Here is a 25,587-nt window from a genome sequence, read left to right on the forward strand (position 1 = left end):
TCATCCTAGGGAGCCCTGCCGGGGCACTAGAGGGCCGCCGCCAGCTCGGTGCCCTGCTTGACGGCGCGCTTGGCGTCGAGTTCGGCGGCCACGTCGGCGCCGCCGATGAGGTGCGCGGTACGCCCGGCGGCGAGCAGCGCCTCGTACAGGTCGCGGCGCGGTTCCTGGCCGGTGCACAGCACGACGGTGTCGACCTCCAGGACCGTGCTCTCCCCGCCGACGGTGACGTGCAGTCCGGCGTCGTCGATGCGGTCGTAGCGGACGCCGGGGACCATCGTGACGCCGCGGTGCCTCAGCTCGGTGCGGTGGATCCAGCCGGTGGTCTTGCCGAGTCCCGCGCCGACCTTGGTGGGCTTGCGCTGGAGGAGGTGGACGGTGCGCGGCGGGGCGGGCCGCTCGGGCTCGGCGAGGCCGCCGGGCGCGCGGTAGTCCATGTCGACGCCCCAGAGCCGGAAGTACGTCTCGGGGTCCTCGTGGGCCTTGTCGCCGCCGTCGGTGAGGAACTCGGCGACGTCGAAGCCGATGCCGCCCGCGCCGAGGATCGCGACGCGGTCGCCGACAGGGGCGCCGTCGCGGAGCACGTCGAGGTAGCCGACGACGCTCGGGTGGTCGACGCCGGGGATGTCGGGGGTGCGGGGGGTGACGCCGGTGGCGACGACGACCTCGTCGTAGCCGGTGAGGTCGTCGACTCCGACCCGGGTGTGGAGGCGGACGTCGACGCCCTCTTCGGCGAGGCGGGTGCGGAAGTAGCGCAGCGTCTCGTCGAACTCCTGCTTGCCGGGGACCTTGCGGGCGACGTTGAGCTGGCCGCCGATCTCGGCGGCGGCGTCGAACAGCGTGACGTCGTGGCCGCGTTCGGCCGCGGTGACCGCGCAGGCGAGGCCGGCCGGTCCGGCGCCGACGACGGCGACGCTCTTGCGCCGCCGGGTCGGGGACAGCACGAGTTCCGTCTCGTGGCAGGCGCGCGGGTTGACGAGGCAGGAGGTGATCTTGCCGCTGAAGGTGTGGTCGAGGCAGGCCTGGTTGCAGCCGATGCAGGTGTTGATGGCGTCGGAGCGGCCCGCGGCGGCCTTGGCGACGAAGTCGGGGTCGGCCAGCATCGGGCGGGCCATCGACACCATGTCGGCCACGCCGTCGGCGAGCAACTGCTCGGCGAGTTCGGGGGTGTTGATGCGGTTGGTGGTCACGAGCGGGACGGACACCTCGCCCATGAGCCGCTTGGTGACCCAGGTGTAGGCGCCGCGCGGCACGGACGTGGCGATGGTGGGGATGCGGGCCTCGTGCCAGCCGATGCCGGTGTTGATGAGGGTCGCCCCGGCGGCCTCGACGGCCTTGGCGAGCGTGACCACCTCGTCCAGCGTGGAGCCGCCGGGCACCAGGTCCAGCATGGACAGCCGGTAGATGACGATGAACTCGTCGCCGACCGCCTCGCGGACCCGCCGGACGATCTCGACCGGGAAGCGCGTCCGGTTCTCGTACGAGCCGCCCCAGCGGTCGGTGCGGTGGTTGGTGCGCGCGGCGATGAACTCGTTGATGAGGTAGCCCTCGGAGCCCATGATCTCCACGCCGTCGTAGCCGGCCCGCTTGGCCAGGCGGGCGGCGCGGGCGTAGTCCTCGATGGTCCGCTCGACGTCGGCGTCGGTGAGTTCGCGCGGCACGTGGGGGCTGATCGGCGCCTGGAGGGGGCTGGGGGCGACGAGGTCCTGGTGGTAGGCGTACCGGCCGAAGTGCAGGATCTGCAGGGCGATCCGGCCGCCCTCGCGGTGCACGGCGTCGGTGACGACCCGGTGCTGCTCGGCCTCGTCCTCGGTGGTGAGCCGGGCGCCGCCCTCGTAGGGCCGGCCCTCGTCGTTGGGCGCGATGCCGCCGGTGACGATGAGGCCCACTCCCCCGCGGGCGCGGGCGGCGTAGAACGCGGCCATGCGCTCGAAGCCCCGCTCGGCCTCCTCGAGGCCGACGTGCATGGAGCCCATCAGGACGCGGTTGGGCAGTGTGGTGAAACCCAGGTCGAGCGGGCTCAGCAGATGCGGGAAACGGCTCATCGGACCCTCCGTGCGCGGTGTCGTGCCCTCAGTTCTAAGGCAGGGCGGACACCTTTTGCAACTAGTTGCACAATGGGTCCGGGGTGACTCCGGACACGGAGCGGGTCCGCCCGCGGGCCCGTGACGGACCTGCGGGCGGACCCGGTGCCGGCATTACCGGCGGTACGTATTCAGCGGCTCTCCAGCCGTACGTGCAGCTCCTCCTCCTGGTCGCCGGGCACCGTGCTCAGGTGGTGCACGGTGAACAGGGAGTCGAGGGTGGTGCGGAACCGGTCGATCGCCCAGTAGCCGCCGTGCGCGTCGGCGACGACGGGGGACGACAGCCGGGCGGCGGGCCGGGCGGCCTCGCGGGTGTCGGTCACGTCGAACGTGCCGAGCCACACCGTCGGGCGGGTGTCCGAGAGTTCCTCCGGCACGTCGTCGGCGCACCGGTCGGACGCGAAGCACGCGCACAGCGCGTCGAACACGACCCGAGCGTCGTCCTTGTCGCAGCCGCTGATCTCCACCGAGACGTGGTCCGGGTGCGGTCGCTCGCTGTCCATCGGAATCGCTCCTTCCGTGGCCGGGTGGTGCGGTGCCCCGAGTGCCCCGGGACGCCCGCCCCACCCCCAGCCAAGCACCATCCGCGTCCGGCCACTACCGAGCGGCGGTGCGGCCGTCAGCCGCGGGTGAAGCGATAGGTCTTGCTGTCGGTGAGGACGCAGAAGCCGGGCGACACGACGATCACCCGCAGGGTGCCGCTGCGGCGGTCGTAGTCGATGCCCTCCGTCTCGAAGCTGCCGGAGCAGGAGCTGCGCAGGGGCACCTGACGCACCGCCGTGACCTGCCCGGACACGTCCGAGGCGCCGCTCGGCGCGGCGGACAGGTCGATCTGGAGGAGCGGCTTGGTCATGCCGAACAGGGCGCCCTCCGGGTCGTCGGAGGAGCACAGCAGCCGGGTGGCGGTGACGAAGTCGCAGCCCTGGACGTCGCGCACGGCGCGGTCGAGGTGGACGGTGGCGGCCTGCGGGAGGTTCGCCGACGGCGAGGTGGCGGCGTTGACGCCCGGGGTGGGGAAGACCAGGAGGCGGTTCATGGTGCCCCACTCGCCCGACAGCATCCACTGGCCGTCGGGCGAGATCGCGACCCAGGAGTTGTTGAGGGCCTCGCCGGGGCTCAGGGCGTGCACGTACTCCGCCCAGCCGCCGCCCGGCGCCTGCACGCGGAACATCTTCGCGCCGCCCGAGTCCCGCTGGTACGGCTCGATGTAGTGGCCGTCGTAGGAGGCGTCGGGGTCGCCGACGTGGTTCCAGCCGCGGCCGGAGACGCCGACGGGGATGGTGCCGATGCCGGTGTAGCGGTTGGGGCTGTTCGCCGGGACCTCCACCGACGTCAGACCCTGGCTCTCGGTCAGCGGATCGGCGCGGTCGGAACCGACCTCGGTCCAGACGTCGGCGGCGGAGGCGGGCGGGGCGGCGGCCAGGACGGCGGCGGTGGCGAGCGTGACGAGTCCGGCCAGGACGGCACGACAACGTTGCCGGGCGCGCAGCGGCATGGGGCGGCTCCTTGTGGGGGTGGGAGGCGTGCGGCGCCAGTCTGGCCCGCACCGTCGGTCATGTACAGACCAATGAGGGCCATGCCTCGTCCTGTCCGGAGGAATTTGCGCGGCGCTCACCGCGCCGTTGGGGGATGGTGGAGGAAGACAGCGGATCGGGCGGAGGAACCGCGCCGCGCACGGCAGGACAAGGGGATCGGCACCCGGGAGGCGTGCCGCGAGGAACGGCGAAGGCGGGGCGTGCGATGAGTGCAGCCGGGTCTCCCCCGGGAAGCGCCGGGTCTCCCATGGACCACGGCGCGGGGTTCCGGCGGGCCGGCGGACCGCCGCGCCCGGGGGCGGGCGTGGGCGGCCCGGGCCACGGTGCCGCGCACCAGGGCCGCGGCGCGCCGGGCCCGGCCCCCGGTGCCACCGGGCCGGAGTCCCGTGGCGGGACGCCTCGCGGGGCCGTGGGGCCCAGCGGGCTGCTCGACGTGCTCGGTGTCGCCTCGATCGTGCTGGACGCCGAGGGACGGATCGTGCTGTGGAGTCCGCAGGCGGAGGAGCTGTTCGGCCATCCGGCGCAGGAGGCGCTCGGGCAGTACGCCGCGCGGATCATGGTCCACGAGCGGCATTTCGACCTGGTCGTGAAGCTGTTCTCCGACGTCATGGCGACCGGCGAGGGCTGGGCCGGCGCGTTCCCGATCCGGCGCGGGGACGGCACGACCCGCCTCGTGGAGTTCCGCAACATGCGGCTCCTGGACGACCGGGGCGACGTGTACGCCCTCGGTCTCGCGGCCGACCAGTCGACGGTGCTGAAGCTGGAGCAGGACGTGGCGCTGTCGACGCGGATGGTGGCGCAGTCGCCGATCGGCCTCGCCGTGCTCGACCCGGATCTGCGGTACGTCTCGGTCAACCCCGCGCTGGAGCGCCTCAACGGCGTGCCCGCCGCCGAGCACATCGGACGGCGGGTGAGCGACGTCCTGCCGGCGCTGGACGCCGCGCCCGTGGAGGCCGCGCTGCGCCAGGTGCTGGAGACCGGACGGCCCCTCATCGACCGGCAGTGGATCGGCCGCAGCCCCGCGCATCCCGACGAGGAGCACGCCTGGGCGGCGTCGCTGTACCGCCTGGAGGACACCGTCGGGAACGTCCTGGGCGTGGCCTGCTCGGTCGTGGACGTCACCGAGCAGTACCGGGCCGGCGTGGAGGCCGAGGCGGCGCGGCGGCGGCTGGCGCTGATCGCGGACGCCTCGGCGCGGATCGGCACGACGCTCGACCTGGAGCGCACGGCGTGCGAGCTGGCCGAGGTCGCGGTGCCGGAGCTCGCCGACGTGGCCGCCGTCGACCTGCTGGAGTCGGTGGTGGAGGGCCGCAGCTGTCGTCTGGGGCCCTCCGAGCCGGCGGCGATCCGTGCCCTGGCCGTCCGGGCGAACGACGCGCCGGACGCCCTCGCGGCGGCCGACCCGCCCGGCAAGGTCGCCCGCTACGAGCCCGACCGCCTGGTGACCGAGTGCGTGCGCACGGGCGACCCGGTGGTGGTGCCGGAGGTCCGAGCCGAGGACCTGCCGCGCATCGCCCGCTCGCCGCAGGCCGCCGCGCTGCTCGCCCGCGCGGGCGTGCACTCGTATCTCGCCGTGCCGCTCATCGCGCGCGGCGAGGTGCTCGGCGCCCTCGATCTCAAGCGCACCCGCAACCCGCTGCCGTTCAGCCCCGACGACCTGCTGCTGGCCCGCGAACTGGCGGCCCGCGCGGCGGTGCAGATCGACAACGCGCGCTGGTACCAGAACGCCCGCGAGACGGCCCTGACGCTGCAGCGCAGTCTGCTGCCGAGTCATCCTGCGGTGACGGGCGGTCTGGAGGTCGCCTCCCGCTACCAGCCGGCCGGCGCCACCAGCGAGGTCGGCGGCGACTGGTTCGACGTGATCCCCCTGGACGGGGACCGGACCGCGCTGGTGGTGGGCGACGTGATGGGCAGCGGCATCCCCGCCGCCGCCACGATGGGCCGGCTGCGCACCGCCACCAACACGCTCGCCTCCCTGTCCCTGGAGCCGGAGCGGCTCCTGGACCACCTCGACGGGATCGTCTCCGGCCTGGACCAGGCCTTCGCGACCTGCGTGTACGCCGTGCACGACCCGCACCTGCGGCAGTGCCGCATCACCAACGCCGGGCATCTGCCGCCGGTCCGGGTGCGCGCCGGACGGCCGCCGGAACTGCTGGACCTGCCCACCGGGGCCCCGCTGGGCGTCGGCGGGGTCGCCTTCTCGACCACCACCGTCGACCTGGAGCCCGGCGACCGGCTGGTGTTCTACACCGACGGGCTGGTCGAGACCCGGCGGCACTCACTGGACGAGCGGCTCGACCGGCTGCTGACGCTGCTCGACGGCCCGGACCGCCCGCTGGAGGAGGTGTGCGACCTCCTCCTGCGGACGCTGCGGGAGCCCGACAACTCCGACGACGTGGCCCTGCTCATCGCGTGCGCGCGGGAGTTGCCGTAGGCACGCGGTCGTCCGGGGCCCGGCGCCGCCGACGTCGCTCAGGGCCGGACGCCGACGACGACGTGGGCGTACAGCTCGTCGCAGACCGCGACGCGGGTGGTGAGGCCGCCCCGGGTGAAGGCCGCCACGGCCGCCGGGGCCTGCCGTTCGCCGGTCTCCACCAGCAGGCAGCCGCCGGCCGCGAGCCAGTCGCGGGCCCCGGCGGCGACGCGGCGCAGCACGTCGAGGCCGTCGGCGCCGCCGTCGAGGGCGACGAGCGGCTCGTGCTCGCGCGCCTCGGGGGGCAGCAGGGGCACCTCGCCGGACGGCACGTAGGGCACGTTGGCCGCGAGGACGTCGACGCGGCCGCGCAGGTCGTCGGGCAGCGCCCCGAACAGGTCACCGGTGTGCACCCGGCCGCCGGCGGCGGCGAGGTTGCGGCGGGCGCAGCGCACGGCGGCCGGGTCGACGTCGGCGGCGTGCAGTTCGACGCCGTCGAGGGCGGCGGCGAGGGCCGCGCCGACGGCTCCGGAGCCGCAGCACAGGTCGACGACGACCGCGGCGTGCGGCGCCCGCGCCAGGGCCTGTTCCACGAGGAACTCGGTGCGGCGGCGGGGCACGAAGACGCCCGGTTCGACGGCGATGCTCAGGCCGCGGAACTCGGCCCTGCCGAGGACGTGTTCGAGGGGTGTGCCCGCGACGCGGCGGTCCACGAGGGCGGCGAGTTCCTCAGGGGTGCGGGCGGCGGAGAGGAGGAGGTCCGCCTCCTCCTCCGCGAAGACACAGCCCGCGGCGCGCAGCGCGGCGACGACGGACGACGGGGAGGGCGGCGAGGACGGGGACGAGGGGGAAACGGCGGGCATGGTGAACGAGAGCCTTTCGGAAGCCGAGGCGCGCCCTGGGTCGGTCGGACCCTGACGATCACCTGCCGTCGGCGATCCGTCCTGCGTCGAGGTGAGCGCACCCTGTCTGACACGGCGTCAACGGGTCTCACCTCCTCGTGTCCCTGGGCGGCCGGGACGTTTCCTCAGGCCGGGGTGCAGCGATCGTACCCGGCCGTCGGCTCGGGCACGGGCCCGGCAGACCAAGTCGCACCATGTGCCGCACCTGACGCCAGGCGGGCCGGCGGAGGACCTGGAGCGGTTCGCCGCGTACCTGCTGCGATACACCGCGTGGCAACCGCCGGAGGGCCCCGGCACCGACCCGCCGGAGCGCCCCCGGCACTGACCCGCCGGAGAGCCCTCGGCGCTGACCGGCCCTCCGGCGCCGCTCCCCTGCGCCGGTGTGCGGGCACGGCGCCTCGCCCCGTACGGTTGAACATGTAAGCAACTCGTCGATCGGCGGGCCGCCCGCGCGGCGGCCTGGAGGCACCACCGGCATGCACGTCACCCGAGGCTTCACCGGCCGCCCGCGCGTCCCCGACCCCGGGCTGCCGCCCGGTCAGTACGACGCGGGCGACACCTGGCCCGTCCTGTCCGCCGAGGTCACCCCGGAGCTGGCCCCCGCCGACTGGACCTTCCGCATCGACGGCCTCGTGGCGGCGCCCCGCACCTGGACCTGGCAGGAGGCGCACGAGCTGCCGGCCTCGGCGTACGAGGGCGCCATCCACTGCGTGACGAGCTGGTCGAAGTTCGGGGTGCGGTTCGGCGGCGTGTCCCTGGACGTCTTCCTGGACGCCGTACGGCCCGAGGAGTCGGCCACCCACGCCGTCGCCTACTCCCACACCGGCTACACCACGAACCTGCCGCTCGCGGACCTGACCGGCGGCCGGGCCTGGATCGCCTGGGAGTACGACGGCGGGCCGCTCCCGGCCGAGCACGGCGGGCCGGCGCGGTTGCTGGTGCCGCACCTGTACTTCTGGAAGAGCGCCAAGTGGATCGCCGGCATCCACCTCCTCGACCACGACGAACCCGGGTTCTGGGAGCGCAACGGCTACCACGACCGCGGCAACCCCTGGGAAGAACAGCGGTACGCGGGTGACTGAGACACGCGCCATGACGGAGACCTTCACCCCGCCGACCGGCTTCGCCGTGCCCGGCCGCATCGCCGTCGGCGAGCAGACGGCCGCCGTGTGGCGGACGGCGACGCTGACGGAGATCCGCCGCGAGACGCCCAGGGCCGCGACCTTCCGGTTCGCCGTGCCCGGCTGGCCGGGACACCTGCCCGGCCAGCACCTGCTGCTGCGGCTGACCGCCCCGGACGGCTACACGGCCCAGCGCCACTACTCCCTCGCGTCCGCGCCGGACGACAGCGGGCACGTCGAGCTGACGCTGGATCACGTGGCGGACGGCGAGGTCTCCGGCTGGTTCCACACGGCGGCCCGGGTCGGCGACCGGGTCGAGGTGCGCGGCCCGGTGAGCGGCTTCTTCGCCTGGCCCGGCGACCGGCCCGCGCTGCTGGTCGGCGCGGGGTCCGGGGTCGTCCCGCTGATGTCGATGGTCCGCCACCACCGGGCGCGCGGCCTCGACGTGCCGCTGCGGCTGCTGGTGTCCGCGCGCAGCCCCGAGGATCTGATCTACGCGCGGGAGTTCGGCGCGGAGACCACGCCCGTGTTCACCCGGAGCGCGCCCGAGGGCGTACCCGTGGGACGACTGGCGGCCGCGCACCTCGCACCGGCCCTGGCCGCGTCCCCGCCCGGCGGGTGGGAGGCCTACGTGTGCGGCTCCAACGCGTTCGCCGAGCACGCCTCGCGCCTGCTGGTGGCGGCCGGGCAACCCGTCGACCGCATCCGCATCGAGCGCTTCGGCTGACCGCCGCACCGGCCGAACGGCGCGGCCGGTCCGGTCCGTTTCGCCGCGGCCTGCCCGGGCACCCCGGCCGGGGAGCGCGCGCGAACGCGTGCCCGCGAGGGCGGGGGAAATCCTCCAGGACGGGGTACCCGCAGGGGGCGGGCGCTCGTGTGCGCGGTGCGGAGCCGGTGCGCCGCCCTGTGCGGCGGCACCGCAGCTCCGACCGCTCGGACGGCGAGGAGGTCGACATGCGAACCCGGGTGCGCGGCCGGCGCAGCCGGCCCAATCCCCTGCGGCGCCGGTCGGACGTCGTCGAGGCGTGGACGGCGCTGGCCGTCGCCGTGCTGCTGTTCGTGGGCGCGCCCCTCGTCGGGGCCCTGACCGCGTGGTGGGCGTACGGCGAGGCGCGGGCGGTGGCCGCCGAGCAGCGCGCCGAGCGGGAACTCGTCCGCGCCGAGGTGGTCGGGCGGGCCGCCACCGCCGACTCGCTGTCGTCGGCGCAGACCGGCACCCAGCACTCGTACCGCGCGACGGTGCGCTGGAGCGAGCCGGGCGAGGAACCGCGGACGGCCACGGCACGGGTGCCGTCGGGCACGCGGGAGGGCGAGAAGGTCGACGTCTGGCTCGACTCCGAGGGCCGCACCGCGCCGCCGCCGGTGGACGGCGCCGCCGTCTGGCAGCACGCGATCAGCTTCGGCGTCTGCTCGGCGGGCGGCGCGGTCGCCGTGGTGCTGTGCGGGCACTGGGCCGTGCGCCGGACCGCCATGCGGCACCGGCTGGCGGAGTGGGAAGAGGCCTGGGCGCGCACCGAGCCCCAGTGGACGCACCGCCGGCGGGCGTGACGGGCGAGGACGGCGGTAACCCACTCCCCCCGCCGGGGCCCGCTGCCCTCACCACCGTTCGACCTGTCGACCGTCGTTCCATCAGTCGAGAAAGGGCTGGTGAGCGTCGCGAACGCCCACGTACGGTGTGAGCGATCACTCACCGGTCCCTTCCTCAAAGGCGGTCCCGATGGCCCTGTTCGACCTCCCTCTCGACGAACTCCGCGCCTACCGCAGCGCGTCCACCGAGCCGGAGGACTTCGACACGTTCTGGTCGAAGACGCTCGAGGAGGCCCGCGCGCACGACCTGGACGCCCGCTTCGAACCCGTGGACACGGGGCTGACCGAGGTGCGGGTGTACGACGTGACGTTCGCCGGATTCGGCGGACACCCGGTCAAGGGCTGGCTGACGCTGCCCGCCGGGGCCGGGGAACCGCTGCCGCTGGTCGTGGAGTTCATCGGCTACGGCGGCGGCCGGGGCCTGCCCCACCAGCATCTGCTGTGGGCGGCCTCGGGGCGGGCGCACTTCGTGATGGACACCCGGGGCCAGGGCAGCGCCTGGGGCGCCGGCGGGGACACCCCGGACCCGGTGGGCGGCGCGCCCGCGTACCCCGGTTTCATGACCCGCGGCATCGACGCCCCCGAGAACTACTACTACCGGCGCGTGTTCACGGACGCGGTGCGTGCCGTCGAGGCGGCCCGCTCGCACCCGCTGACCGACGCCGCGCGCACGGTCGCGGTGGGCGGCAGCCAGGGCGGCGGCATCACCATCGCCGTGGGCGGCCTGGTGCCGGACCTCGCGGGCATCGCGCCGGACGTGCCGTTCCTGTGCGACTACCCGCGCGCGGTGACTCTCACGGACAAGCACCCGTACCGGGAGATCGGCCTCTACCTGAAGACGCACCGCGGTCGCACCGACGACATCCTGCGCACCCTCTCCTACTTCGACGGCGTGCACTTCGCGTCGCGCGGCACGGCCCCCGCGCTGTTCTCGGCCGCGCTGGAGGACCAGACGTGCCCGCCGTCGACGGTGTTCGCGGCGTTCAACGCCTGGGCTCACGAGGACAAGGGGATCGAGGTGTACGACTTCAACGACCACGAGGGCGGCGGTCCGTTCCAGGAGGCGGCCAAGCTGCGCTGGCTGGCGTCGCGCATCTGATTCAGGCCCCGGTCGCGTCGCCGGACTTCCCTCCAGTCCGACCAGTCGGTACGTTCGGCCCGGGTCGCGTTCGCGGCCCGGGTCTTTCGCGCGGATGTTTCCGCGATGTTCCTGCTGAATGGTTCCTGCGACGAGGGAGGGCCCGTGCCCGGGCACGAGACACACGTTCACGGTCATTGCGACGCGCGGTTCGCGGCGGTGCGCGCGGCGTTCGAGGAGAACTTCAGGGACCGGGGCGAGCTGGGCGCCGCGGCGACCGTCGTGGTGGACGGCACGACGGTCGTGGACCTGTGGGGCGGATGGGCCGACCCGGGCCGCACCCGGCCGTGGGAGCGGGACACGCCGGTCAACGTCTGGTCCACGACGAAGGGCCCGGTGGCGCTGTGCGCGCACATTCTGGCCGACCGGGGGCTGCTGGACCTCGACGCGCCGGTGGCCGCGTACTGGCCGGAGTTCGCCGCCGCGGGCAAGGAGCACGTCCTCGTGCGGCATCTGCTGTCGCACCGGGCGGGGCTCGCCGGGCTGCGCGAACCGCACTCGTTCGCGCAGCTCTGCGACTGGGAACTGACGACGCAGCGGCTCGCGGCGACGGAACCCTGGTGGGAACCGGGCACCGTCTCCGGCTACCACGCGCTGACGTTCGGCTTCCTGGTCGGCGAGGTGGTGCGCCGCGTGTCGGGGCTGCTGCCGGGGGCGTTCCTCGCGCGGGAGGTGACCGGGCCGCTCGGCATCGACTTCACGGTCGGCCTGCCGGAGAAGGAGTGGGGGCGCGCGGCGGAGCTGACGCACGCGCCGGCGCCGGGCCGGGCCGAGGCGTTCGCCAAGCTGCCGCCGGTGGCGATCGCCGCGCTGGCGAACCCGCCGGTGGGCGCGGCGCAGGCCAACTCGCCCGAGTGGCGGTCGGCCGACATATCGGCGGCGAACGGGCACGGAACGGCACGGGCCGTCGCGGCGCTGTACGGCGTCTTCGCGGGCCTCGGCGCCCTCGACGGCCACCGCGTCCTGTCCCGGGACGCCGCCGAGCGGGTCCGTGAGGGCCAGGGCAGTTGCCGGGACCTGGTGCTGGGCATGGGGCTCGACCGCGAGATGGAGATCGGCCTCGGCCTGTGGCTGAGCGGCCCGCACGGCTCGTACGGCCCCAACCCGCGGGCGTTCGGACACGACGGCGCCGGCGGCTCCTGCGGACTCGCCGACCCGGAGGCGGGCGTCGCCCTGGGGTACGTGATGAACAGCATGGGTCCGCGGATCGCGGACGACCCGCGGAAGATGGCGTTGGTCGAGGCGGTGTACGGCGCGTTGTGAGCGGGCGGGGCGGGGGTGACGTTCCGTCCGGGGAGCCGCCGGGGCTCACGCCGTACGCCGGGCCACCACCAGCCGGGCGCGGGGGCTGCCGTCGGGGCGGTGCCCGAACTCCGGCAGGGGCTGGTGTCCGACGTCGAAGCCGGCGCGCCCCAACTCCCGTGCGGCGTCGCCGAGTCGGAAGGCGCGGTAGTACATGACGAACGGCGGGCGCCACACGGCGTTGCGCACCCGCATCGCGGCGTCGAAGCCGAGCAGCATCCAGAACACGGGGCTGCTCGGCCTCGGCGGGGCGAGCACCGGAAAGGCGAAGACGCCGCCGGGGCGCAGCACGGAGTGGACCTGGGTGAAGAGTCCGGGCAGTTCGCGGGGCAGGAAGTGCCCGAACGCGCCGAAGCTCACCACGAGGTCGAAGGCCGGCCCGAACGGCAGGGCGCGGGCGTCGGCGCGCACCAGGGAGACCGGCGGACGCGCGGCGCGGGCGTGGTCCCGGGCGATGTCGAGCATGCCCGCGCTGAAGTCGACGCCGGTGACGCGACCCCGGCACACCCCGGCCAGCACGTCGAGTCCGGCGCCCGTCCCGCAGCACAGGTCGAGTCCGGCGTCGAAGGGCCCGAGCCGTGCGAGCGCCCCGGAGACGGCGTCGAGTACGGAGTCGGGTGTGCGGAAGGGCGTGTGGTCGAACTTCGGGGCCAGCAGGTCGTAGCCGCGCTCGACGGACGACAGCGCCTGGACGGCGAGTTCGCGCAGGCTCGGGCCTTCGGGGCCGAACATCGGCGTCACACCAGCGGGGCGCGTTGCGCGAGGACGGCGAGGGCGCGTTCGCACCAGCGGAGGTTCTCCTCCTCGAAGGCGATCCCGCCCAGCAGGGTGAGGTAGGGGCCGACGCGCTCGCCCTCGCGCAGGTATTCCTCCTCGGTCCGCCCGTCCAGCAGCCGTTCGCGGACCCGTTGGTAGCGGCCGAGCTTGCCGCGCGCCCAGGACATGCGCTCCTCGACGAGGGCGCGGGTGCGCTCGGGGTCGGTGCCGTCCATGGCCTGGATCTTGATCATGAATTCGTCGCGGAGGGCGAGGGGCCGCCGGGGCGGCTCGACGGCGAAGGCGCGCAGGTCCTCGCGCCCGGCCTCGGTGAGCGTGAACATCCGCTTGTTGGGCCGCCGTTCCTGCTGCACCACCCGGGCACGGATCAGCCCCTCCCGCTCCAGGCGCTCCAGTTCGCGGTAGAGCTGCTGCGGGGTCGCGGGCCAGAAGTTCGCCAGGGACACGTCGAAGACCTTGGACAGTTCGTAGCCCGAGGCCTCGCCTTCCAGCAGGGCGGCCAGAACGGCGTACTTGAGGGACATGTGGACACGGTAACAGTCGTCGATTATTCTCCTTCGCACCTACTCAACTAATTGACTATGAGGTGATCCGATGCGCGCGTTCCGCGAGGCGGTCGAGGCCCAGGACCTCGACGCCGTCGAGGCGCTGCTGGCGGAGGACGTCGTCTTCACGAGCCCGGTGGTGTTCAAGCCGTACGAGGGCAAGGCGATCACGACGGCGATCCTGCGCAACGTCGCGCGGGTCTTCGAGGACTTCGCCTACGTGACGGAGACGAGCAGCCCGGACGGCCGCGACCACGCCCTCGTGTTCACCGCCCGGGTCGGCGACCGCCGGCTCGACGGCTGCGACTTCATCCACCTCGACGACGACGGCCGGATCGACCGGCTGATGGTCATGGTCCGCCCGCTGTCCGGCGCCCAGGCGCTGGCCGAGGCGATGGGCGCGCGCTTCGAGCGGATCGCCGAGGAGGCGGCGGCCAAGTCGGCCTGAACCACTCGCCTCCCGCGGCCCGTTCCGGCGTTCCGCGCCCCGCGCGCCGGACACGGGGTGTTTGATGGCCGCATGACCTCCGACGAGCTCGCGCGCATGATGCGGGCCAACCAGGCCAACTGGGACGCCCGCACCCCCGTCCACCTCGCCAGCCGGTTCTACGGGCTCGACCAGGACCTGGACCCCGCCCGCTGGTTCGCGCCCTTCGAGTGGGCCGACCTCGGCGAACTGACCGGCCGGGACGTGCTCCACCTCCAGTGCCACCTCGGCACCGAGACGCTCGCCTTCGCCCGGCGCGGCGCGCGCGTCACCGGCCTGGACTTCTCGGCGGCGTCCGTGGCCGCCGCCACCGACATCGCGAACAGGGCGGGCCTGGACGTGCGTTACGTCCGGGCCAATGTGTACGACGCCGTCCAGGCCCTGGAGGGACGGCAGTTCGACGTCGTCTACACCGGCAAGGGCGCGCTGTGCTACCTGCCCGACCTCGACCGCTGGGCGGACGTCGTCGCCCGGCTCCTGCGCCCCGGCGGCCGGTTCTACGTCGTGGAGTTCCACCCCCTGCTCAACGCCCTGGGCCCGGTCCCCGCGCCCGGCGAGGGCCCCGAGCTGCTGCTGCGCCACGACTACCTCGGCGGCGCCGGCCCCGTGCACCGGGACGCCACGCGCACCTACACCGACGGGCCCGCCGTCGAGGGCGCCACGGACAGTTACGAGTGGATGCACGGAATGGGCGAGGTCCTCAACGCGTTGACCCGGGCGGGACTCACCGTCCGCGCCCTGCGGGAGACGGACGAACTCCCCTGGCCGCGCTGGCCGCACATGCGGCGCACCGACTCGGGCTGGTGGCGGCTGCCGGAGCCGCGCATCCCGCTCATGTACGGCATGCTCGCGAGCCGCTGAGACCGGCCGAGACGCCGAGACCGACTGAGACCCGCTGAGACCGGCTTCACGGTTGAACCGGCCCGTCCGGTGGTAAAGTGCAGTCAGCACCTGTGCACGCCCCCGTTCGGGCGCCGGTGCCGATCATCTCTCCTTCAGCTCGCTGACCGCGGTCGCCACACGCACCGGCTCAGCGGCTTCCGAGCACCTTCCGCAGCAAGCAGTACGCGTCGAGGTGCTGTTCCCGCCGCCCCGAAGGAGCGCTGTCAGCCTCCCGCGCGGCTTCTCCCCCTTCGCTCCGCGCATGCCTCACCCCTTCCGTCCGTGAAAGGACCGACCCTCATGACCACCACGCTCGAACACCCTCCCGTCCAGCAGCAGGCTCCCGTGCGGGCCGTCACCGGCGTCCTCGACATCGACGCGGCCGGGAAGGGACACCTGCGCGCGGCGGACTTCCTGCCCGGCCCCGCCGACCCGCAGGTCGCGCCCGCGCTGATCCGCCGGTACGACCTGCGCAAGGGCGACCTGGTCGACGGCGTGCGCGGCGACCGGCGCTCCCTCACCGAGGTCGACCGGGTCAACGGCCGCCCCGCCCAGGAGGCGCGCGGCCGTCGCCGCTTCCACGACCTGACGCCGCTGCACCCGCACGAGCGGCTGCGGCTCGAACACCCGGCGGCCGCCCTCACGGGACGGGTCACCGACCTGATCGCGCCCGTCGGCAAGGGCCAGCGCGGGCTCGTTGTGGCCCCGCCCAAGACCGGCAAGACCGTCCTCCTCCAGCAGCTCGCCGCCGCCGTCGCGGGCAACCACCCCGGCTGCCGGCTGATGGTCGTCCTGCTGGACGAACGGCCCGAGGAGGTCACCGACATGCGGCGCTCCGTGCGCGGCGAGGTGTACGCCTCGACGTTCGACAAGGCGCCCAAGGAGCACATCGCCCTCGCCGAGCTCGTCATCGAGCGGGCCAAGCGGCTCGTCGAGGCCGGCGAGGACGTCGTCATCCTGCTCGACTCCCTGACCCGGCTGTGCCGCGCCCACAACAACGCCGCCGCCTCCGGTGGCCGCACCCTGAGCGGCGGCGTCGACGCGGCGGCCCTGCACGGCCCCAAGCGGTTCTTCGGCGCCGCCCGGCAGGCCGAGGAGGGCGGCTCGCTCACCATCCTCGCCACCGTTCTCGTGGAGACCGGCTCACGCGCCGACGACTTCTACTTCGAGGAGCTCAAGGGCACCGGCAACATGGAGCTCCGGCTCAGCCGCGAGCTGGCCCACCGCCGCGTGTTCCCCGCCGTCGACCTGGACGGCTCCGGCACGCGCCGCGAGGAAATCCTGCTCACGCGCGCCGAGTTGACCGCCGTGCACGGGCTGCGCCGGGTACTGCGGGGCCGGGACGGCCAGACGGGTCTCGAGACGCTCCTGGAACGGATGCGGCAGACCCCCGACAACGCGTCCTTCCTGCGCCTCGTCCAGCCCACCCTGCCCGCGGACTGACCCGCCGTCCACGGACCGGCCCGCCGCCGCGTGCGGCATCCGGGTGCTCGCGAGCGTCGTCCGGCCCGGTCGTCACGGTGTTCGGCACGTCCGTTCCTACGTTTTGCGGTATGACTATCGGACTTACTTCCCGGGCTGTCGTGTCGGCCTGCGCGCTCTGCGCCGCGGGTCTGCTCGCGCTCACGCCCGCGGCGGCGGCCTCCCGCGCGGAGGCGTCGGACCCCGCCGGGCCCGACGGCCGCCACGCCGCGGCACAGCAGCCGTCCCGGCTGCACCGTCCCGGCATCCAGGTCCAGCCGGGCGCCGACGCACCGAAGGTCCCGCGCGTCTCCGCACTGTCGTGGCTGGTCGCCGACGCCGACACCGGCGAGGTGCTCGCCGCCCACGACGCGCACCGCAGACTGCCGCCGGCCAGCACCCTCAAGACGCTGTTCGCGCTCACGGTGCTGCCGGTCCTGCCCGGCGGTGTCCGGCACACCGTCGAGGAACGGGAACTGCGCGGCATCGGCGCCGGAAGCAGCCTCGTCGGCATCGCCGAGGGCACCACCTACCGGGTCGCCGACCTGTGGCACGGCGTGTTCCTCAACTCCGGCAACGACGCCGTGCACGTCCTCGCCGAACTCAGCGGCGGCTGGCGCTCCACGGCCGCCCGGATGCAGGCCAAGGCGCGTGCCCTCGGCGCCCACGACACGCGCGTGGTGTCGCCCGACGGCTACGACGCGCCCGGCCAGGTGTCGTCCGCGTTCGACCTCGCGGTGTTCGGCCGGGCGGGGCTGCGCAACCCCGACTTCGCGCGCTACTGCGCCACGGTCCGCACCACCTTCCCGGGCGGACGGCGGGGCGCGTACCAGATCCAGAACACCAACCGGCTGCTCACCGGCGCCGGCGGCGTGGACCGCTACCCCGGCCTGATCGGCGTCAAGAACGGCTACACGTCGAAGGCGGGCCACACCCTCGTCTCCGCCGCCGAGCGCGGCGGGCGCACCCTCGTCGTGACGGTGATGAACCCTCAGTCGGGCGGCGCCCGTGCCGTGTACGAGGAGAGCCGTCAGCTGCTCGACTGGGGCTTCGCCGCCGCGGGGCGCGTCGAACCGGTGGGTTCGCTGGACGCGCGGAAGGTCGCGCCGCAGGCCGGGCCGCCGGCCGCCGTGCCCGCCGCCGCGGTGGCGCCGGACCCCGGGTCGTCCTGGCCGGAGGCCGCGGCGATCACGGGCGCCGCGGTGCTCGGCGCCGCGGCGGTGTCACTCGTGCTGCGGGCCAAGGTGCCGCCGGCGGAGGGGAGCTGACCGGCCGGCAGCCACAGCAGCAGGCCGAGCGTGATCCATACGTAGGTGTTGCTTCCGAGGAAACCGTCCACGCCGGACGCGTCGTCGAACCACAGCCACACCACGCTCGTGCACAGCATCGCGTACAGGGCGCCCGCCACGCGCGGGTGCCCGGCGCGGCACAGCACCGCGAACGACGGCAGCAGCCACACGAGATGGTGCACCCAGGTGATCGGGCTGACCAGGCACGCGGTGAGCCCGGTCAGCGCGAACGCCGCCGTCCAGTCGCCCGCCGCCACCGCGCGGCGGGCCCGTACCGCCCAGACGGTCAGGACCAGGAGCACCGCTGCCGCCCACACCGCCCGGTCCGGTTCGCCGAGCCGGGCCAGGACGCCCTGAACCGACTGGTTCGACACGTAGTCGAGGCGGCCCACGCGCGTGGTGTCCCACATCGCCACGGTCCAGTAGAACCGGGAGGCGTCCGGAGCCACCGCCGCCGCGAAGGCGGTCGCTCCGACGGCGACCCCGGTGGCGACGCCGGCCGCCCGCCACCGCCGGGCGAGCAGCAGCAGGCCGATGAACAGCGCGGGGGTGAGCTTGACCGCCGCGGCCAGGCCGATGCCGACGCCCGCGAACCGGCCTCGGCCGGTGGCCAGCAGCCAGGCGTCGGCGAGGACGAGGGCCAGCAGCAGGACGTTGACCTGACCGAAGCTGAACGTGTCGCGCAGCGGCTCGAACAGGGCGAGCGCGCACGCCCCGAGGACGCAGCCGTACCAGCCGTACCGGCGCAGGACCCGGCCCGCCAGCACCCGCACCACCAGGGCCAGCGCGCCCAGGTTCAGCAGCAGGGCCGCGGCGATCGCCGCCGGCAGCGCGAGAAGCGCCATCGGCAGCATGGCGACGGCGGCGAACGGCGGGTACGTGAAGCCGTACGTCGTGCCGGGCACCCGGTAGTCGTAGAGCCGGCCGCCGCCGTGGATCCAGTGGTCGACGGCGCCGTGGTAGACGCGCAGGTCGAACCAGTCGCGCAGCAGCGGCACGGTCGCCGTGAAGACACCCACGGCGAGGACGGCCGCGAGGGCCGTGACGAGCCTGCCCCGGTCGGTGCGGGGCGTCATGCCGTGCGTCCCAACGCCGGGGCGAGTTGCGCCTGGTGGGCCTGCCAGAGAACGACCACGGCGAGGACTCCGCCCGAGACGGCCAGCACCAGCTGGCCCGTGTCGGCCTGCCCGCCGCTCGGCAGGACGGACAGTGCGAGGACCCCGGTCACGGCGGCCGTGCGGTGCCGGGCCGAGGCGTTGGGCGCGGCGGCGGCGATGAGGAACAGCCCCCACAGCGCGTACCAGGGGCGCAGGGCCGGTCCGAGGGCCGCCACAGCGGCGAGGCTGAGGCCCAGCGCGTACACGGGGTGCGGGCGCAGCCGCAGCCATATGACGACGACCGCGACGACGGCCGTCGCGATGCCCGCGGTGTGCCAGGCGGGGACGGCGAGCGGCGCGAGGTCGCTGCCGAGCCGTTCCAGCAGCGCGCGGGTCGCCCGGCCGAGCAGGCTCGTCAAAGCCCAGTTCTGCGGTGAGACAGGGGTGTTGAGGGCGGCGATCCAGCCGTAGCCGGTGCCCGCGACGACGGTGGCGGCGACGGTGGTGGCACCGGCGGCGGCGGTGGTCGTCAGGACGGCTCGCGCGGGTCGGCGGCCCGCGCGCACCTGGAGCGCGACGACGGCGGCGAGACCGAGCACGGCGGGCGCCTTCACCAGCGCCGCGAGGGTGACCAGGGCGGCCCCGAGCACCGGCCACCGCCCGAGCGCGGCGACCAGGCCGACGCCGAGCAGGCCGAGCATGACGGCGTCGTTGTGGGCGCCCGCGACCAGGTGCAGCAGCACCAGCGGGTTGAGCGCGCCGAGCCAGAGCGCGGCGGCCGGGTCGGCGCCGCTGTGCCGGGCGAGGCGGGGCAGCGCCGCCGCCATCAGCGCCACGCCGGCCAGCGCCACGAGCCGCATGCCGACCAGCCCGGCGGGCAGGTCGCCCTCCGTCAGCGCGGACAGCGCGGCGGCCACGGCGAGGAACACCGGGCCGTACGGGGCGCCGGTGTGCTGCCAGAGCGGGGCGACCTCGTCGGCGAGCGGACCGCCGAGCCGGGACGGGCCGTGGGCGTACACGTCGATCTGCGCCTCGACCATGGCGCCCTGCGCGAGGTAGCTGTACACGTCCCGGCTGAACAGGGGCGGCGCGAGCAGCAGCGGCGCCGCCCACACGGCGAGGACCAGCAGCAGCGCGCGCGGCGTCGGCGGCTCCGGCCCCCGGACCAGCCGCCCGAGCAGTGCCCAGGCCGCGATCAGCAGGACGACGCCGAAGTACACGCCGACCAGGCCGAGGGCGGCGTGCGCGGAGGACGGGGCCGGCAACTCGCGGACGGGCAGGGCTCCGGCCGTCTCACCCCCCGCCGCGAGGCAGGCGGTACCGGCCAGTCCGAGCACCTGGCAGCGGCGGAGATCGACGGGGAAAGCCATGGCCAGCACCCGCGCAGCGTGACAACACAGGATGGCCGGGAATTGACACGCCGCTGCCCGGTGGGCGGACTGCGTGTGTCCGGCGTGTGATCGGCACCGGGCATGTGCCGATCACGCCGCGGTAGCTCAGCCCAGCGTCGGCCTGGGCGCGACGTCGTCGAGGGCGCGTACGGCGCGGATCTCGCCGACGGGGCGGCCGCCGCCGAGGAGGGCTTCGCCGGCGAATTCGGTGAGCAGCGCGGGGTCGACGCCGGCGCGGGCGAGGGCCGCGGCGGTGACCGGGACGCGGGCCCGGCTCGCGCCGTCGGCGATCTTCACGGCGACGGCCCGGCCGTCCGGCAGGGCGGCGACCTGGACACCCTCGTAGCCGTCCTTGGTCAGCAGTCCGGGCACGGCCCGCATCAGGGCGGCGACGTCCCGGCCGGAGCCGGCGACCATCTCGGGGTGCGCGCGCATCGCGTCCGCCACCCGGGCCTCGGGGCTGCCGGGGGCGGCGGTGGCGATGCGGGCGGCGGCGCGGGCGAGGCCGTGCAGCGAGATCGCGAACAGGGGCGCGCCGCAGCCGTCGACGGTAACCCCGGCGACGCGCTGCCCGGTGAGGTCCTCGACGGTCTCGGCGACGGCCCGCTGGAGCGGGTGGCCGGGGTCGAGGTAGTCGTCGAGGGACCAGCCGTTGAGCGCGCAGGTGTGCAGCATGGCCGCGTGCTTGCCGGAGCAGTTCTGGGCGAGCCGGGACCGGGTGCGGCCCTCGCGCACCCAGGCATCGCGGACGGGCGGATCGAGCGGCAGGTCCTCGACGTTGCGCAGGTGCTGTTCGGTGAGTCCGGCGGTCTCCAGGACGCGGCGGGCGCCCGCGAGGTGTCGGTCCTCTCCGGAGTGGCTCGCGGCGGCGAGCGCGAGCAGTTCGCCGGTCAGGGGCAGACCGGCGCGCACCATGGCGACCGCCTGGACGGGCTTGAGCGCCGAGCGCGGGTAGCAGGCCGCCTCGATGTCGCCGAGCTGGAGGCGTACGTGCCCGTCGGCGTCGAGGACGACGACGGAACCGTAGTGGACGCCCTCGACGACGCCGCCGCGTATGAGGTGGGCGACGGGCGCGTGGCGGGGCTCGCGGATCCGGGGTGCGTCCGCGGGGGTACTGCTGTGCATGACTGCCTAGGGGTCGAAGGGGTCAAGAGGGCAAGGACGTGCCGAGGTCCCGTACGAGGGCGGTGAGGGTGGTCTCGACGCGGTCGAGGTGGTGGGCCATCGCCTGTTCCGCGTCGTGTTCGCTGCCGCCGGTCAGGGCCTCGACGATCGCCCGGTGCTCGCGGTTGGAGTGCTCGCGCCGGCCGCCGAGTTCGTTGAGGAACGCGGACTGGCGGGCCAGGGCGTCCCGGATCTCCTCGATGACCCGGCGGAACACCGGATTCTGCGAGGCCTCGGCGATCGCCAGGTGGAACAGCGTGTCCATCGCGACCCACGCGGTGGTGTCGGTCTCCCGCTCCATCCGGTCCAGCAGGTGGTTCAGGTGGTCGAGGTTCTCCGGGGTGCGGCGGCGTGCCGCGTATCCGGCGACCGGGATCTCGACATGGCGGCGCACCTCCAGCAGGTCGCTGGCCGCGTAGTCGCCGAACCTGGGGTCCTCCACGGCGTTGGCGACGACGAAGGTGCCCTTCCCCGTCCGGGACACTGTCAGGCCCATGGTCTGCAGGGCGCGCAGCGCCTCGCGCAGCACGGGCCGGGAGACCTCCAGCGTGCGGCACAGCTCGGCCTCGGAGGGCAGCTTGTCCCCGATGGCGTAGTCGCCGCGTTCGATGCTGCCGCGCAGGTGGCCGAGCACCGCTTCCATGGCGCTGACGCGCCGCGGACGGCCACCTGTCTGGCTGTCTGACAGGTTCACAGTGGTTGATCCTGCGGGTCACAGGCCGACGCTGTCAACCACGGCGCCCGTCACCGCCGGCCCGTTCAACGTCCGTCAACGTCGGTCAATGTTGATCGTCACCAAAGGTACTCGGCCAGCGCCGCGCCAGCGAAGACCGCCGCCAGGCCCGCCGCCACGCTCCCGGCCACGTTCAGGACTGCGTACCCCGGCGCGCCGTCCTCGGCGAGCCTCAGGGTCTCGTAGGAGAAGGTCGAGTACGTCGTGAGCGCGCCGCACAGGCCCGTGCCGAGGAGCAGCTGGACGTGGGAGCTCGCTGCGCCCGCCGCAGCGGCGCCGGTCAGCAGACCGAGCACCAGGCTGCCGACGACGTTCACGGTGAAAGTTCCCCAGGGGAAGACCGAGTCGTGCCGGGACCGCACGGCCCGGTCCGTGAGATAGCGCAGCGGGGCGCCGATCATGGCGCCCGTGACGACCAGCAGCCAGTTCATGACCGGCCTCCCCCGAGTGCCCGCCGGGTCGCCGTGACCGCGCACCAGACCGCGAGGAGCGCGGCGACCGGCGTCGCCGTGAGGCAGGCCAGCGACGTGGCGACCCGGTCGCCGTCGAGGAGGTTCCTGACGTCCACGGCGTACGTCGAGAAGGTGGTGAAGCCCCCGAGTACCCCGGTGCCGAGGAAGGGCCGCACGAGGCGGTGCGTGGCCCGGATCTCGGTGACGGCCACCATGAGGACGCCGATCAGGGCGCAGCCGGCGATGTTGACGCACATCGTCGTCCACGGGAATCCGCCGGGCGGCACGGGCCAGGCCAGGGAGGCCCCGTAGCGGGCCGCCGCTCCCGCTCCCCCGCCGAGCGCCACAGCCGCGACCACCGGCGCCTGCTCGCGCCACGCGGTGGGGCGCGGCGCCGCGGGCCGCGGGCCGGCGCTCCGGGTTTCCGGGACTGTCATGGTCGTACGTCTCCCACTCGCCGGGGCTCGGGCACGCGCGTGCCCTCCGTCGCAAGCAGGGACCGTTGGCGGCGCGGATGCCGCGGTTCGGGTACGGCGGGCCCCACCGCCGCGCCGCGACGCCGGTCGCGGCCGGTCAACAGGGTAATGCCGGGCATCCGGCGGCGCCCCGCGCGGCGGGGTTTCCCGCGGCGTGACCGGCTCGGCCCGGTTCATCTCCCGGGTGGTGCCTCGCACACCGCCACTCCCGGCTCCCGGACGCTGCCCAGCACGAGGTGGCCGTCGGCCTCGCACACGCTGGTGACCATGCGGAAGCCGGAACGGCGCCGGGTGAGGTACTGGACGACGGTCCCCTCGTCGTCCACGGCCGGCCGCCGGTGTCGGCGAGTTCCTCGACACGGACGGCGGTGGGGTCGGCCACGTGGTCCAGGCGCAGGATCCGGCCGTCCGCGACGCCGGTGAGGACCCTCCCGCGCCGGTCGGTGACGACGTCCTCGGGGCCCCGGCCGCCGACGGCGACGTAGTGGCGCGGGACGCGTGTGTGGGGGCGGGTCGGGGTCGCGGGGCTCGCTGCCGGGGCGTTCATGGTGAGCGTCGCCTGCCCTTCGTCGGGTCGGGTCGTCCGGTGGCCGGCTCCGGCCGGTGTGGGCGTGCGGCGCCTCTACCAGCCCTTTTCGAGCATCCTCGTGACTTGGGCGATGCGCACCTCGTCACGCCGGTAGTGCGGCGGGCCCTCGGCGGCGTCGGTGCCGGTGTCGGAGTGCAGGAGCCCCAGGGACGTCAGCAGGCGGAGGTGGGTGACGGCCACCGGGAGGGACAGCCCGAAGTGGGCGGCGACGGCGTCCGCGGTGGCGCCGCGTCGGCCGTGTTCGTCGTGGAGTGGTTCGCGCAGCCACGCGAGGATGCGCAGCCGGGTGTCGCCGACGGGAGTTCTCAGCATGTGGCCTCCGTCCTTCGCGGCGCCTCCTCGAACCGCGTCCTCCCACTGTCCCGCGGCCGAAGCCGCCGCGTCCCGGACTCCGTGCGCTTGTCCGACACCGGGCAGCCGGGCGTCCGCGCGGCCCGGCCGGCGCCGGGAAACGGGCAGGCCCGGCCGCTGGTGCGCGGCCGGGCCCGGTGTGTGACGTCGGGCGTCGGGGGCTCAGCGGTGGCGGAACCACGACATGGACGTCAGTGCCCTGTCGTCGTAGCCGAACAGCGCCTGGTTCTCCCAGCCGTTTCCGGAGGACGGATCGGCGGGGTCCCAGCCGTTGCCGTCGACCGCGGTCCAGGTGGCCTCCCAGTAGAAGAGGCCGAGCCCGCGGCCGTTCGGGACCGCCTCGACGATGCTGGCCATGTCGTTCATCCAGCGGGTCTGCCCGGACGTGGACGCCGGGTAGCCGGGGACCAGTTCGTCGGCCGTGTCGATGATGTTCTCGTGCGTGTCCTTGCTGTCCAGACGGAAGGGGTAGGCCGTCTCGGCGACGAAGACCGGCTTGCCGTAACGGGCGGCGGCGTCGTCCAGGGTGGTCTGGAAGTCGTGGAGCGTGCCGTGCCAGTAGCCGTAGAAGGACAGGCCGATCGCGTCGAACTTCACGCCGTTGGCAAGGGCGCTGTCGAACCACCAGCGGGTGCCGGACAGGTCACCGCCCTTGGCGAGGTGCAGGGCGACACTGGTGGACGGGTTGACCGCCTTGACCGCGTTGTAGCCGCTGTTGAGCAGTCCGGCGAGCTGCGTCCAGTTGTTGGTGGAACCCTCGTTCCACAGCATGCCGCCATTGATCTCATTGCCGACCTGGACCATGTCGGCGGTGGTCCCCTGGGCCTTCAACGCGTTCAACACGTCGTACGTGTGGTTGTACACGTCCGTCTTGAGTTGACTGTACGAATGGCCCGCCCAGGCGGTCGGCTTGGACTGCGCGCCGGGGTCGGCCCACGTGTCCGAGTAGTGGAAGTCGACCAGGAGTTTCATGCCCTGAGCCTTGACGCGCTTGGCCATGGCGAGGACGCGCGCCTTGTTGTTGTAGCCGTCGGCCGGGTTGACCCACACCTTGAGGCGCGCGTAGTTCATGCCGGCGGACTTGAGGATCGCGACGGGATCGCCGGCCGTGCCCGAACCGGTCCGGTACACACCGCCCTTGGCCTCGCTCTTGGGCACGGACGAGATGTCGGCACCCTTGATCGACGTGCCGGACGTGCCCGGTGCGAAGGTCAGGTCGTCAACATTGATCCAGTTGCCCGCGTTCGCGTCACTGTTGATGCTGATCGTGCACTGGTTGCTGGTCACGTTGACCGGCACGACGATCCTGATCCACCCGCCGGCCGACACCGGCAGATCCGTGCGCTGTTCGGCCCCGCCGCAGTTCTTCAGGGCTATGTATGCCGCGTTCTGGCCGCCGCCCGAGCGCACCCACGCGGTCAACTTGTAGTTGCCGTTGGTGAGTCCGGACAGGTACTGGTAGGTCTCCACCTTGTAGGCGGCGGAGGACCAGTGGCTGAGGCGGTAGCCGCCGCTGTGGCCACCGGACTCCGAGAAGGAGGCCGCGGCCGAACCGTACTCGGACCAGCCGGCCGGTGTGGCCGAGCCGGCGCCGTCGGACTCGAAGCCGCCGTTGGTGAGCGTGCTCGCCGCCTGCGCCGACTGGGCGGGCAGGGTGGTGAGGGCGAGCCCGGCCGCGAGCGGCAGCAGCAGGGCCCTGAGTGTGCGTCTGGGATGGAACATCGTCGTCCGTCGTCCCTTCGACGTGAGGGGGTTGAGGTGTTCCCACCGCGGGGCCGCGCCGCTCGGGGTCTCCCGAGTGAACAGGGCCTGCG

The 25,587-nt window shown here is 74.1% G+C and carries 24 protein-coding genes and 2 pseudogenes; 10 read left to right on the plus strand and 16 right to left on the minus strand.

Going from position 1 to position 25,587, the window contains the following annotated elements:
* Positions 1-26: 26 nt before the first annotated feature.
* The 3 genes from ACZ7D7_RS28875 to ACZ7D7_RS28885 form a co-directional block, all read right to left on the minus strand.
* Complete coding sequence (locus tag ACZ7D7_RS28875; protein ID WP_470828067.1) at positions 27-2,042, minus strand: oxidoreductase; 2,016 nt, start codon at positions 2,040-2,042, stop codon at positions 27-29.
* Positions 2,043-2,212: 170 nt separating this feature from the next.
* A complete protein-coding gene (locus tag ACZ7D7_RS28880) occupies positions 2,213-2,584 on the minus strand; it encodes a hypothetical protein (RefSeq protein ID WP_470828068.1) in 372 nt (123 codons plus the stop codon).
* 116 nt (positions 2,585-2,700) lie between these two features.
* Positions 2,701-3,576: a hypothetical protein gene (locus ACZ7D7_RS28885; protein ID WP_470828069.1), complete on the minus strand. Its 876-nt coding sequence runs from the start codon at positions 3,574-3,576 to the stop codon at positions 2,701-2,703.
* Positions 3,577-4,025: 449 nt separating this feature from the next.
* Between ACZ7D7_RS28885 and ACZ7D7_RS28890 the strand changes: the two genes are divergently transcribed.
* Positions 4,026-6,050 carry a SpoIIE family protein phosphatase gene (locus ACZ7D7_RS28890; RefSeq protein WP_470828070.1) on the plus strand — a complete coding sequence of 675 codons (2,025 nt, stop codon included), beginning with the start codon at positions 4,026-4,028 and terminating at the stop codon, positions 6,048-6,050.
* Between the two features lie 38 nt (positions 6,051-6,088).
* Here the strand turns inward: ACZ7D7_RS28890 and ACZ7D7_RS28895 are convergent, their stop codons facing one another.
* Positions 6,089-6,892 (minus strand): putative protein N(5)-glutamine methyltransferase, encoded by an 804-nt coding sequence (locus tag ACZ7D7_RS28895; RefSeq protein ID WP_470828071.1) that lies wholly within the window; start codon positions 6,890-6,892, stop codon positions 6,089-6,091.
* A gap of 515 nt (positions 6,893-7,407) precedes the next feature.
* Between ACZ7D7_RS28895 and ACZ7D7_RS28900 the strand changes: the two genes are divergently transcribed.
* From ACZ7D7_RS28900 to ACZ7D7_RS28920, 5 genes are all read left to right on the plus strand, one after another.
* On the plus strand, positions 7,408-8,013 hold the full coding sequence (locus ACZ7D7_RS28900) for a sulfite oxidase-like oxidoreductase (protein ID WP_470828073.1): 606 nt from the start codon (positions 7,408-7,410) through the stop codon (positions 8,011-8,013).
* A 10-nt stretch (positions 8,014-8,023) separates the two neighbouring features.
* The gene (locus ACZ7D7_RS28905) at positions 8,024-8,779 is read left to right on the plus strand and encodes a ferredoxin reductase (protein WP_470828075.1); all 756 of its coding nucleotides are present in this window, start codon (positions 8,024-8,026) and stop codon (positions 8,777-8,779) included.
* Positions 8,780-9,006: 227 nt separating this feature from the next.
* Positions 9,007-9,600, plus strand: coding sequence for an Rv1733c family protein (locus ACZ7D7_RS28910; RefSeq protein WP_470828077.1), 594 nt, complete (start codon positions 9,007-9,009; stop codon positions 9,598-9,600).
* Positions 9,601-9,769: 169 nt separating this feature from the next.
* A complete protein-coding gene (locus tag ACZ7D7_RS28915; protein ID WP_470828078.1) occupies positions 9,770-10,738 on the plus strand; it encodes an acetylxylan esterase in 969 nt (322 codons plus the stop codon).
* A gap of 144 nt (positions 10,739-10,882) precedes the next feature.
* Entirely contained in the window at positions 10,883-12,040 is a 1,158-nt protein-coding gene (locus ACZ7D7_RS28920) for a serine hydrolase domain-containing protein (RefSeq protein ID WP_470828080.1), read from the plus strand.
* Between the two features lie 45 nt (positions 12,041-12,085).
* On the opposite strand, the gene ACZ7D7_RS28925 is transcribed toward ACZ7D7_RS28920, so the two are convergent.
* Together ACZ7D7_RS28925 and ACZ7D7_RS28930 are read right to left on the minus strand one after the other, a co-directional pair.
* Positions 12,086-12,811, minus strand: a complete 726-nt coding sequence (locus ACZ7D7_RS28925; protein ID WP_470828082.1) for a class I SAM-dependent methyltransferase — start codon at positions 12,809-12,811, stop codon at positions 12,086-12,088.
* Positions 12,812-12,816: 5 nt separating this feature from the next.
* On the minus strand, positions 12,817-13,380 hold the full coding sequence (locus ACZ7D7_RS28930) for a PadR family transcriptional regulator (protein WP_470828083.1): 564 nt from the start codon (positions 13,378-13,380) through the stop codon (positions 12,817-12,819).
* 70 nt (positions 13,381-13,450) lie between these two features.
* Between ACZ7D7_RS28930 and ACZ7D7_RS28935 the strand changes: the two genes are divergently transcribed.
* The 4 genes and pseudogenes from ACZ7D7_RS28935 to ACZ7D7_RS28950 form a co-directional block, all read left to right on the plus strand.
* On the plus strand, positions 13,451-13,849 hold the full coding sequence (locus ACZ7D7_RS28935; RefSeq protein ID WP_470828084.1) for a nuclear transport factor 2 family protein: 399 nt from the start codon (positions 13,451-13,453) through the stop codon (positions 13,847-13,849).
* Positions 13,850-13,921: 72 nt separating this feature from the next.
* The gene (locus ACZ7D7_RS28940) at positions 13,922-14,749 is read left to right on the plus strand and encodes a class I SAM-dependent methyltransferase (RefSeq protein ID WP_470828085.1); all 828 of its coding nucleotides are present in this window, start codon (positions 13,922-13,924) and stop codon (positions 14,747-14,749) included.
* A 321-nt stretch (positions 14,750-15,070) separates the two neighbouring features.
* A complete protein-coding gene (rho, locus tag ACZ7D7_RS28945; protein WP_470828086.1) occupies positions 15,071-16,213 on the plus strand; it encodes a transcription termination factor Rho in 1,143 nt (380 codons plus the stop codon).
* A 110-nt stretch (positions 16,214-16,323) separates the two neighbouring features.
* Positions 16,324-17,163: pseudogene (locus ACZ7D7_RS28950) on the plus strand (D-alanyl-D-alanine carboxypeptidase family protein); the annotation flags it as partial.
* A 98-nt stretch (positions 17,164-17,261) separates the two neighbouring features.
* Here ACZ7D7_RS28950 and ACZ7D7_RS28955 read toward each other — a convergent pair.
* The 10 genes and pseudogenes from ACZ7D7_RS28955 to ACZ7D7_RS29000 form a co-directional block, all read right to left on the minus strand.
* Entirely contained in the window at positions 17,262-18,596 is a 1,335-nt protein-coding gene (locus ACZ7D7_RS28955; RefSeq protein WP_470828088.1) for a glycosyltransferase 87 family protein, read from the minus strand.
* Positions 18,593-19,987, minus strand: a complete 1,395-nt coding sequence (gene mptB, locus ACZ7D7_RS28960; protein ID WP_470828089.1) for a polyprenol phosphomannose-dependent alpha 1,6 mannosyltransferase MptB — start codon at positions 19,985-19,987, stop codon at positions 18,593-18,595. Before mptB ends, ACZ7D7_RS28955 begins: the two co-directional genes overlap by 4 nt.
* 126 nt (positions 19,988-20,113) lie before the next feature.
* On the minus strand, positions 20,114-21,133 hold the full coding sequence (locus ACZ7D7_RS28965) for an asparaginase (RefSeq protein ID WP_470828091.1): 1,020 nt from the start codon (positions 21,131-21,133) through the stop codon (positions 20,114-20,116).
* Positions 21,134-21,155: 22 nt separating this feature from the next.
* Positions 21,156-21,815 (minus strand): FadR/GntR family transcriptional regulator, encoded by a 660-nt coding sequence (locus tag ACZ7D7_RS28970; RefSeq protein WP_470828205.1) that lies wholly within the window; start codon positions 21,813-21,815, stop codon positions 21,156-21,158.
* Positions 21,816-21,964: 149 nt separating this feature from the next.
* On the minus strand, positions 21,965-22,336 hold the full coding sequence (crcB, locus tag ACZ7D7_RS28975) for a fluoride efflux transporter CrcB (protein WP_470828092.1): 372 nt from the start codon (positions 22,334-22,336) through the stop codon (positions 21,965-21,967).
* Positions 22,333-22,794, minus strand: a complete 462-nt coding sequence (gene crcB, locus ACZ7D7_RS28980; protein ID WP_470828094.1) for a fluoride efflux transporter CrcB — start codon at positions 22,792-22,794, stop codon at positions 22,333-22,335. Before crcB (ACZ7D7_RS28980) ends, crcB (ACZ7D7_RS28975) begins: the two co-directional genes overlap by 4 nt.
* 212 nt (positions 22,795-23,006) lie before the next feature.
* A complete protein-coding gene (locus ACZ7D7_RS28985) occupies positions 23,007-23,159 on the minus strand; it encodes a hypothetical protein (protein WP_470828208.1) in 153 nt (50 codons plus the stop codon).
* Positions 23,159-23,380, minus strand: a pseudogene (locus tag ACZ7D7_RS28990) (SMP-30/gluconolactonase/LRE family protein); the annotation flags it as partial. The pseudogene ACZ7D7_RS28990 and the gene ACZ7D7_RS28985, both read right to left, overlap by 1 nt.
* Before the next feature lie 75 nt (positions 23,381-23,455).
* Positions 23,456-23,734 carry an ArsR family transcriptional regulator gene (locus ACZ7D7_RS28995; protein ID WP_470828096.1) on the minus strand — a complete coding sequence of 93 codons (279 nt, stop codon included), beginning with the start codon at positions 23,732-23,734 and terminating at the stop codon, positions 23,456-23,458.
* A gap of 201 nt (positions 23,735-23,935) precedes the next feature.
* Positions 23,936-25,495 (minus strand): glycosyl hydrolase 53 family protein, encoded by a 1,560-nt coding sequence (locus ACZ7D7_RS29000; protein ID WP_470828097.1) that lies wholly within the window; start codon positions 25,493-25,495, stop codon positions 23,936-23,938.
* Positions 25,496-25,587: the final 92 nt, after the last annotated feature.

Source organism: Streptomyces sp. NPDC037054, from assembly GCF_055606745.1.

Bases quoted from the DNA above. Each gene is read 5' to 3' on its own strand.
- ACZ7D7_RS28875 (WP_470828067.1), bottom strand. From the start codon at position 2,042: ATGAGCCGTTTCCCGCATCTGCTGAGCCCGCTCGACCTGGGTTTCACC.
- ACZ7D7_RS28880 (WP_470828068.1), bottom strand. From the start codon at position 2,584: ATGGACAGCGAGCGACCGCACCCGGACCACGTCTCGGTGGAGATCAGC.
- ACZ7D7_RS28885 (WP_470828069.1), bottom strand. From the start codon at position 3,576: ATGCCGCTGCGCGCCCGGCAACGTTGTCGTGCCGTCCTGGCCGGACTC.
- ACZ7D7_RS28895 (WP_470828071.1), bottom strand. From the start codon at position 6,892: ATGCCCGCCGTTTCCCCCTCGTCCCCGTCCTCGCCGCCCTCCCCGTCG.
- ACZ7D7_RS28900 (WP_470828073.1), top strand. From the start codon at position 7,408: ATGCACGTCACCCGAGGCTTCACCGGCCGCCCGCGCGTCCCCGACCCC.
- ACZ7D7_RS28905 (WP_470828075.1), top strand. From the start codon at position 8,024: ATGACGGAGACCTTCACCCCGCCGACCGGCTTCGCCGTGCCCGGCCGC.
- ACZ7D7_RS28910 (WP_470828077.1), top strand. From the start codon at position 9,007: ATGCGAACCCGGGTGCGCGGCCGGCGCAGCCGGCCCAATCCCCTGCGG.
- ACZ7D7_RS28915 (WP_470828078.1), top strand. From the start codon at position 9,770: ATGGCCCTGTTCGACCTCCCTCTCGACGAACTCCGCGCCTACCGCAGC.
- ACZ7D7_RS28925 (WP_470828082.1), bottom strand. From the start codon at position 12,811: ATGTTCGGCCCCGAAGGCCCGAGCCTGCGCGAACTCGCCGTCCAGGCG.
- ACZ7D7_RS28930 (WP_470828083.1), bottom strand. From the start codon at position 13,380: ATGTCCCTCAAGTACGCCGTTCTGGCCGCCCTGCTGGAAGGCGAGGCC.
- ACZ7D7_RS28935 (WP_470828084.1), top strand. From the start codon at position 13,451: ATGCGCGCGTTCCGCGAGGCGGTCGAGGCCCAGGACCTCGACGCCGTC.
- ACZ7D7_RS28940 (WP_470828085.1), top strand. From the start codon at position 13,922: ATGACCTCCGACGAGCTCGCGCGCATGATGCGGGCCAACCAGGCCAAC.
- rho (WP_470828086.1), top strand. From the start codon at position 15,071: ATGACCACCACGCTCGAACACCCTCCCGTCCAGCAGCAGGCTCCCGTG.
- ACZ7D7_RS28955 (WP_470828088.1), bottom strand. From the start codon at position 18,596: ATGACGCCCCGCACCGACCGGGGCAGGCTCGTCACGGCCCTCGCGGCC.
- mptB (WP_470828089.1), bottom strand. From the start codon at position 19,987: ATGGCTTTCCCCGTCGATCTCCGCCGCTGCCAGGTGCTCGGACTGGCC.
- ACZ7D7_RS28965 (WP_470828091.1), bottom strand. From the start codon at position 21,133: ATGCACAGCAGTACCCCCGCGGACGCACCCCGGATCCGCGAGCCCCGC.
- ACZ7D7_RS28970 (WP_470828205.1), bottom strand. From the start codon at position 21,815: ATGGAAGCGGTGCTCGGCCACCTGCGCGGCAGCATCGAACGCGGCGAC.
- crcB (WP_470828092.1), bottom strand. From the start codon at position 22,336: ATGAACTGGCTGCTGGTCGTCACGGGCGCCATGATCGGCGCCCCGCTG.
- crcB (WP_470828094.1), bottom strand. From the start codon at position 22,794: ATGACAGTCCCGGAAACCCGGAGCGCCGGCCCGCGGCCCGCGGCGCCG.
- ACZ7D7_RS28995 (WP_470828096.1), bottom strand. From the start codon at position 23,734: ATGCTGAGAACTCCCGTCGGCGACACCCGGCTGCGCATCCTCGCGTGG.
- ACZ7D7_RS29000 (WP_470828097.1), bottom strand. From the start codon at position 25,495: ATGTTCCATCCCAGACGCACACTCAGGGCCCTGCTGCTGCCGCTCGCG.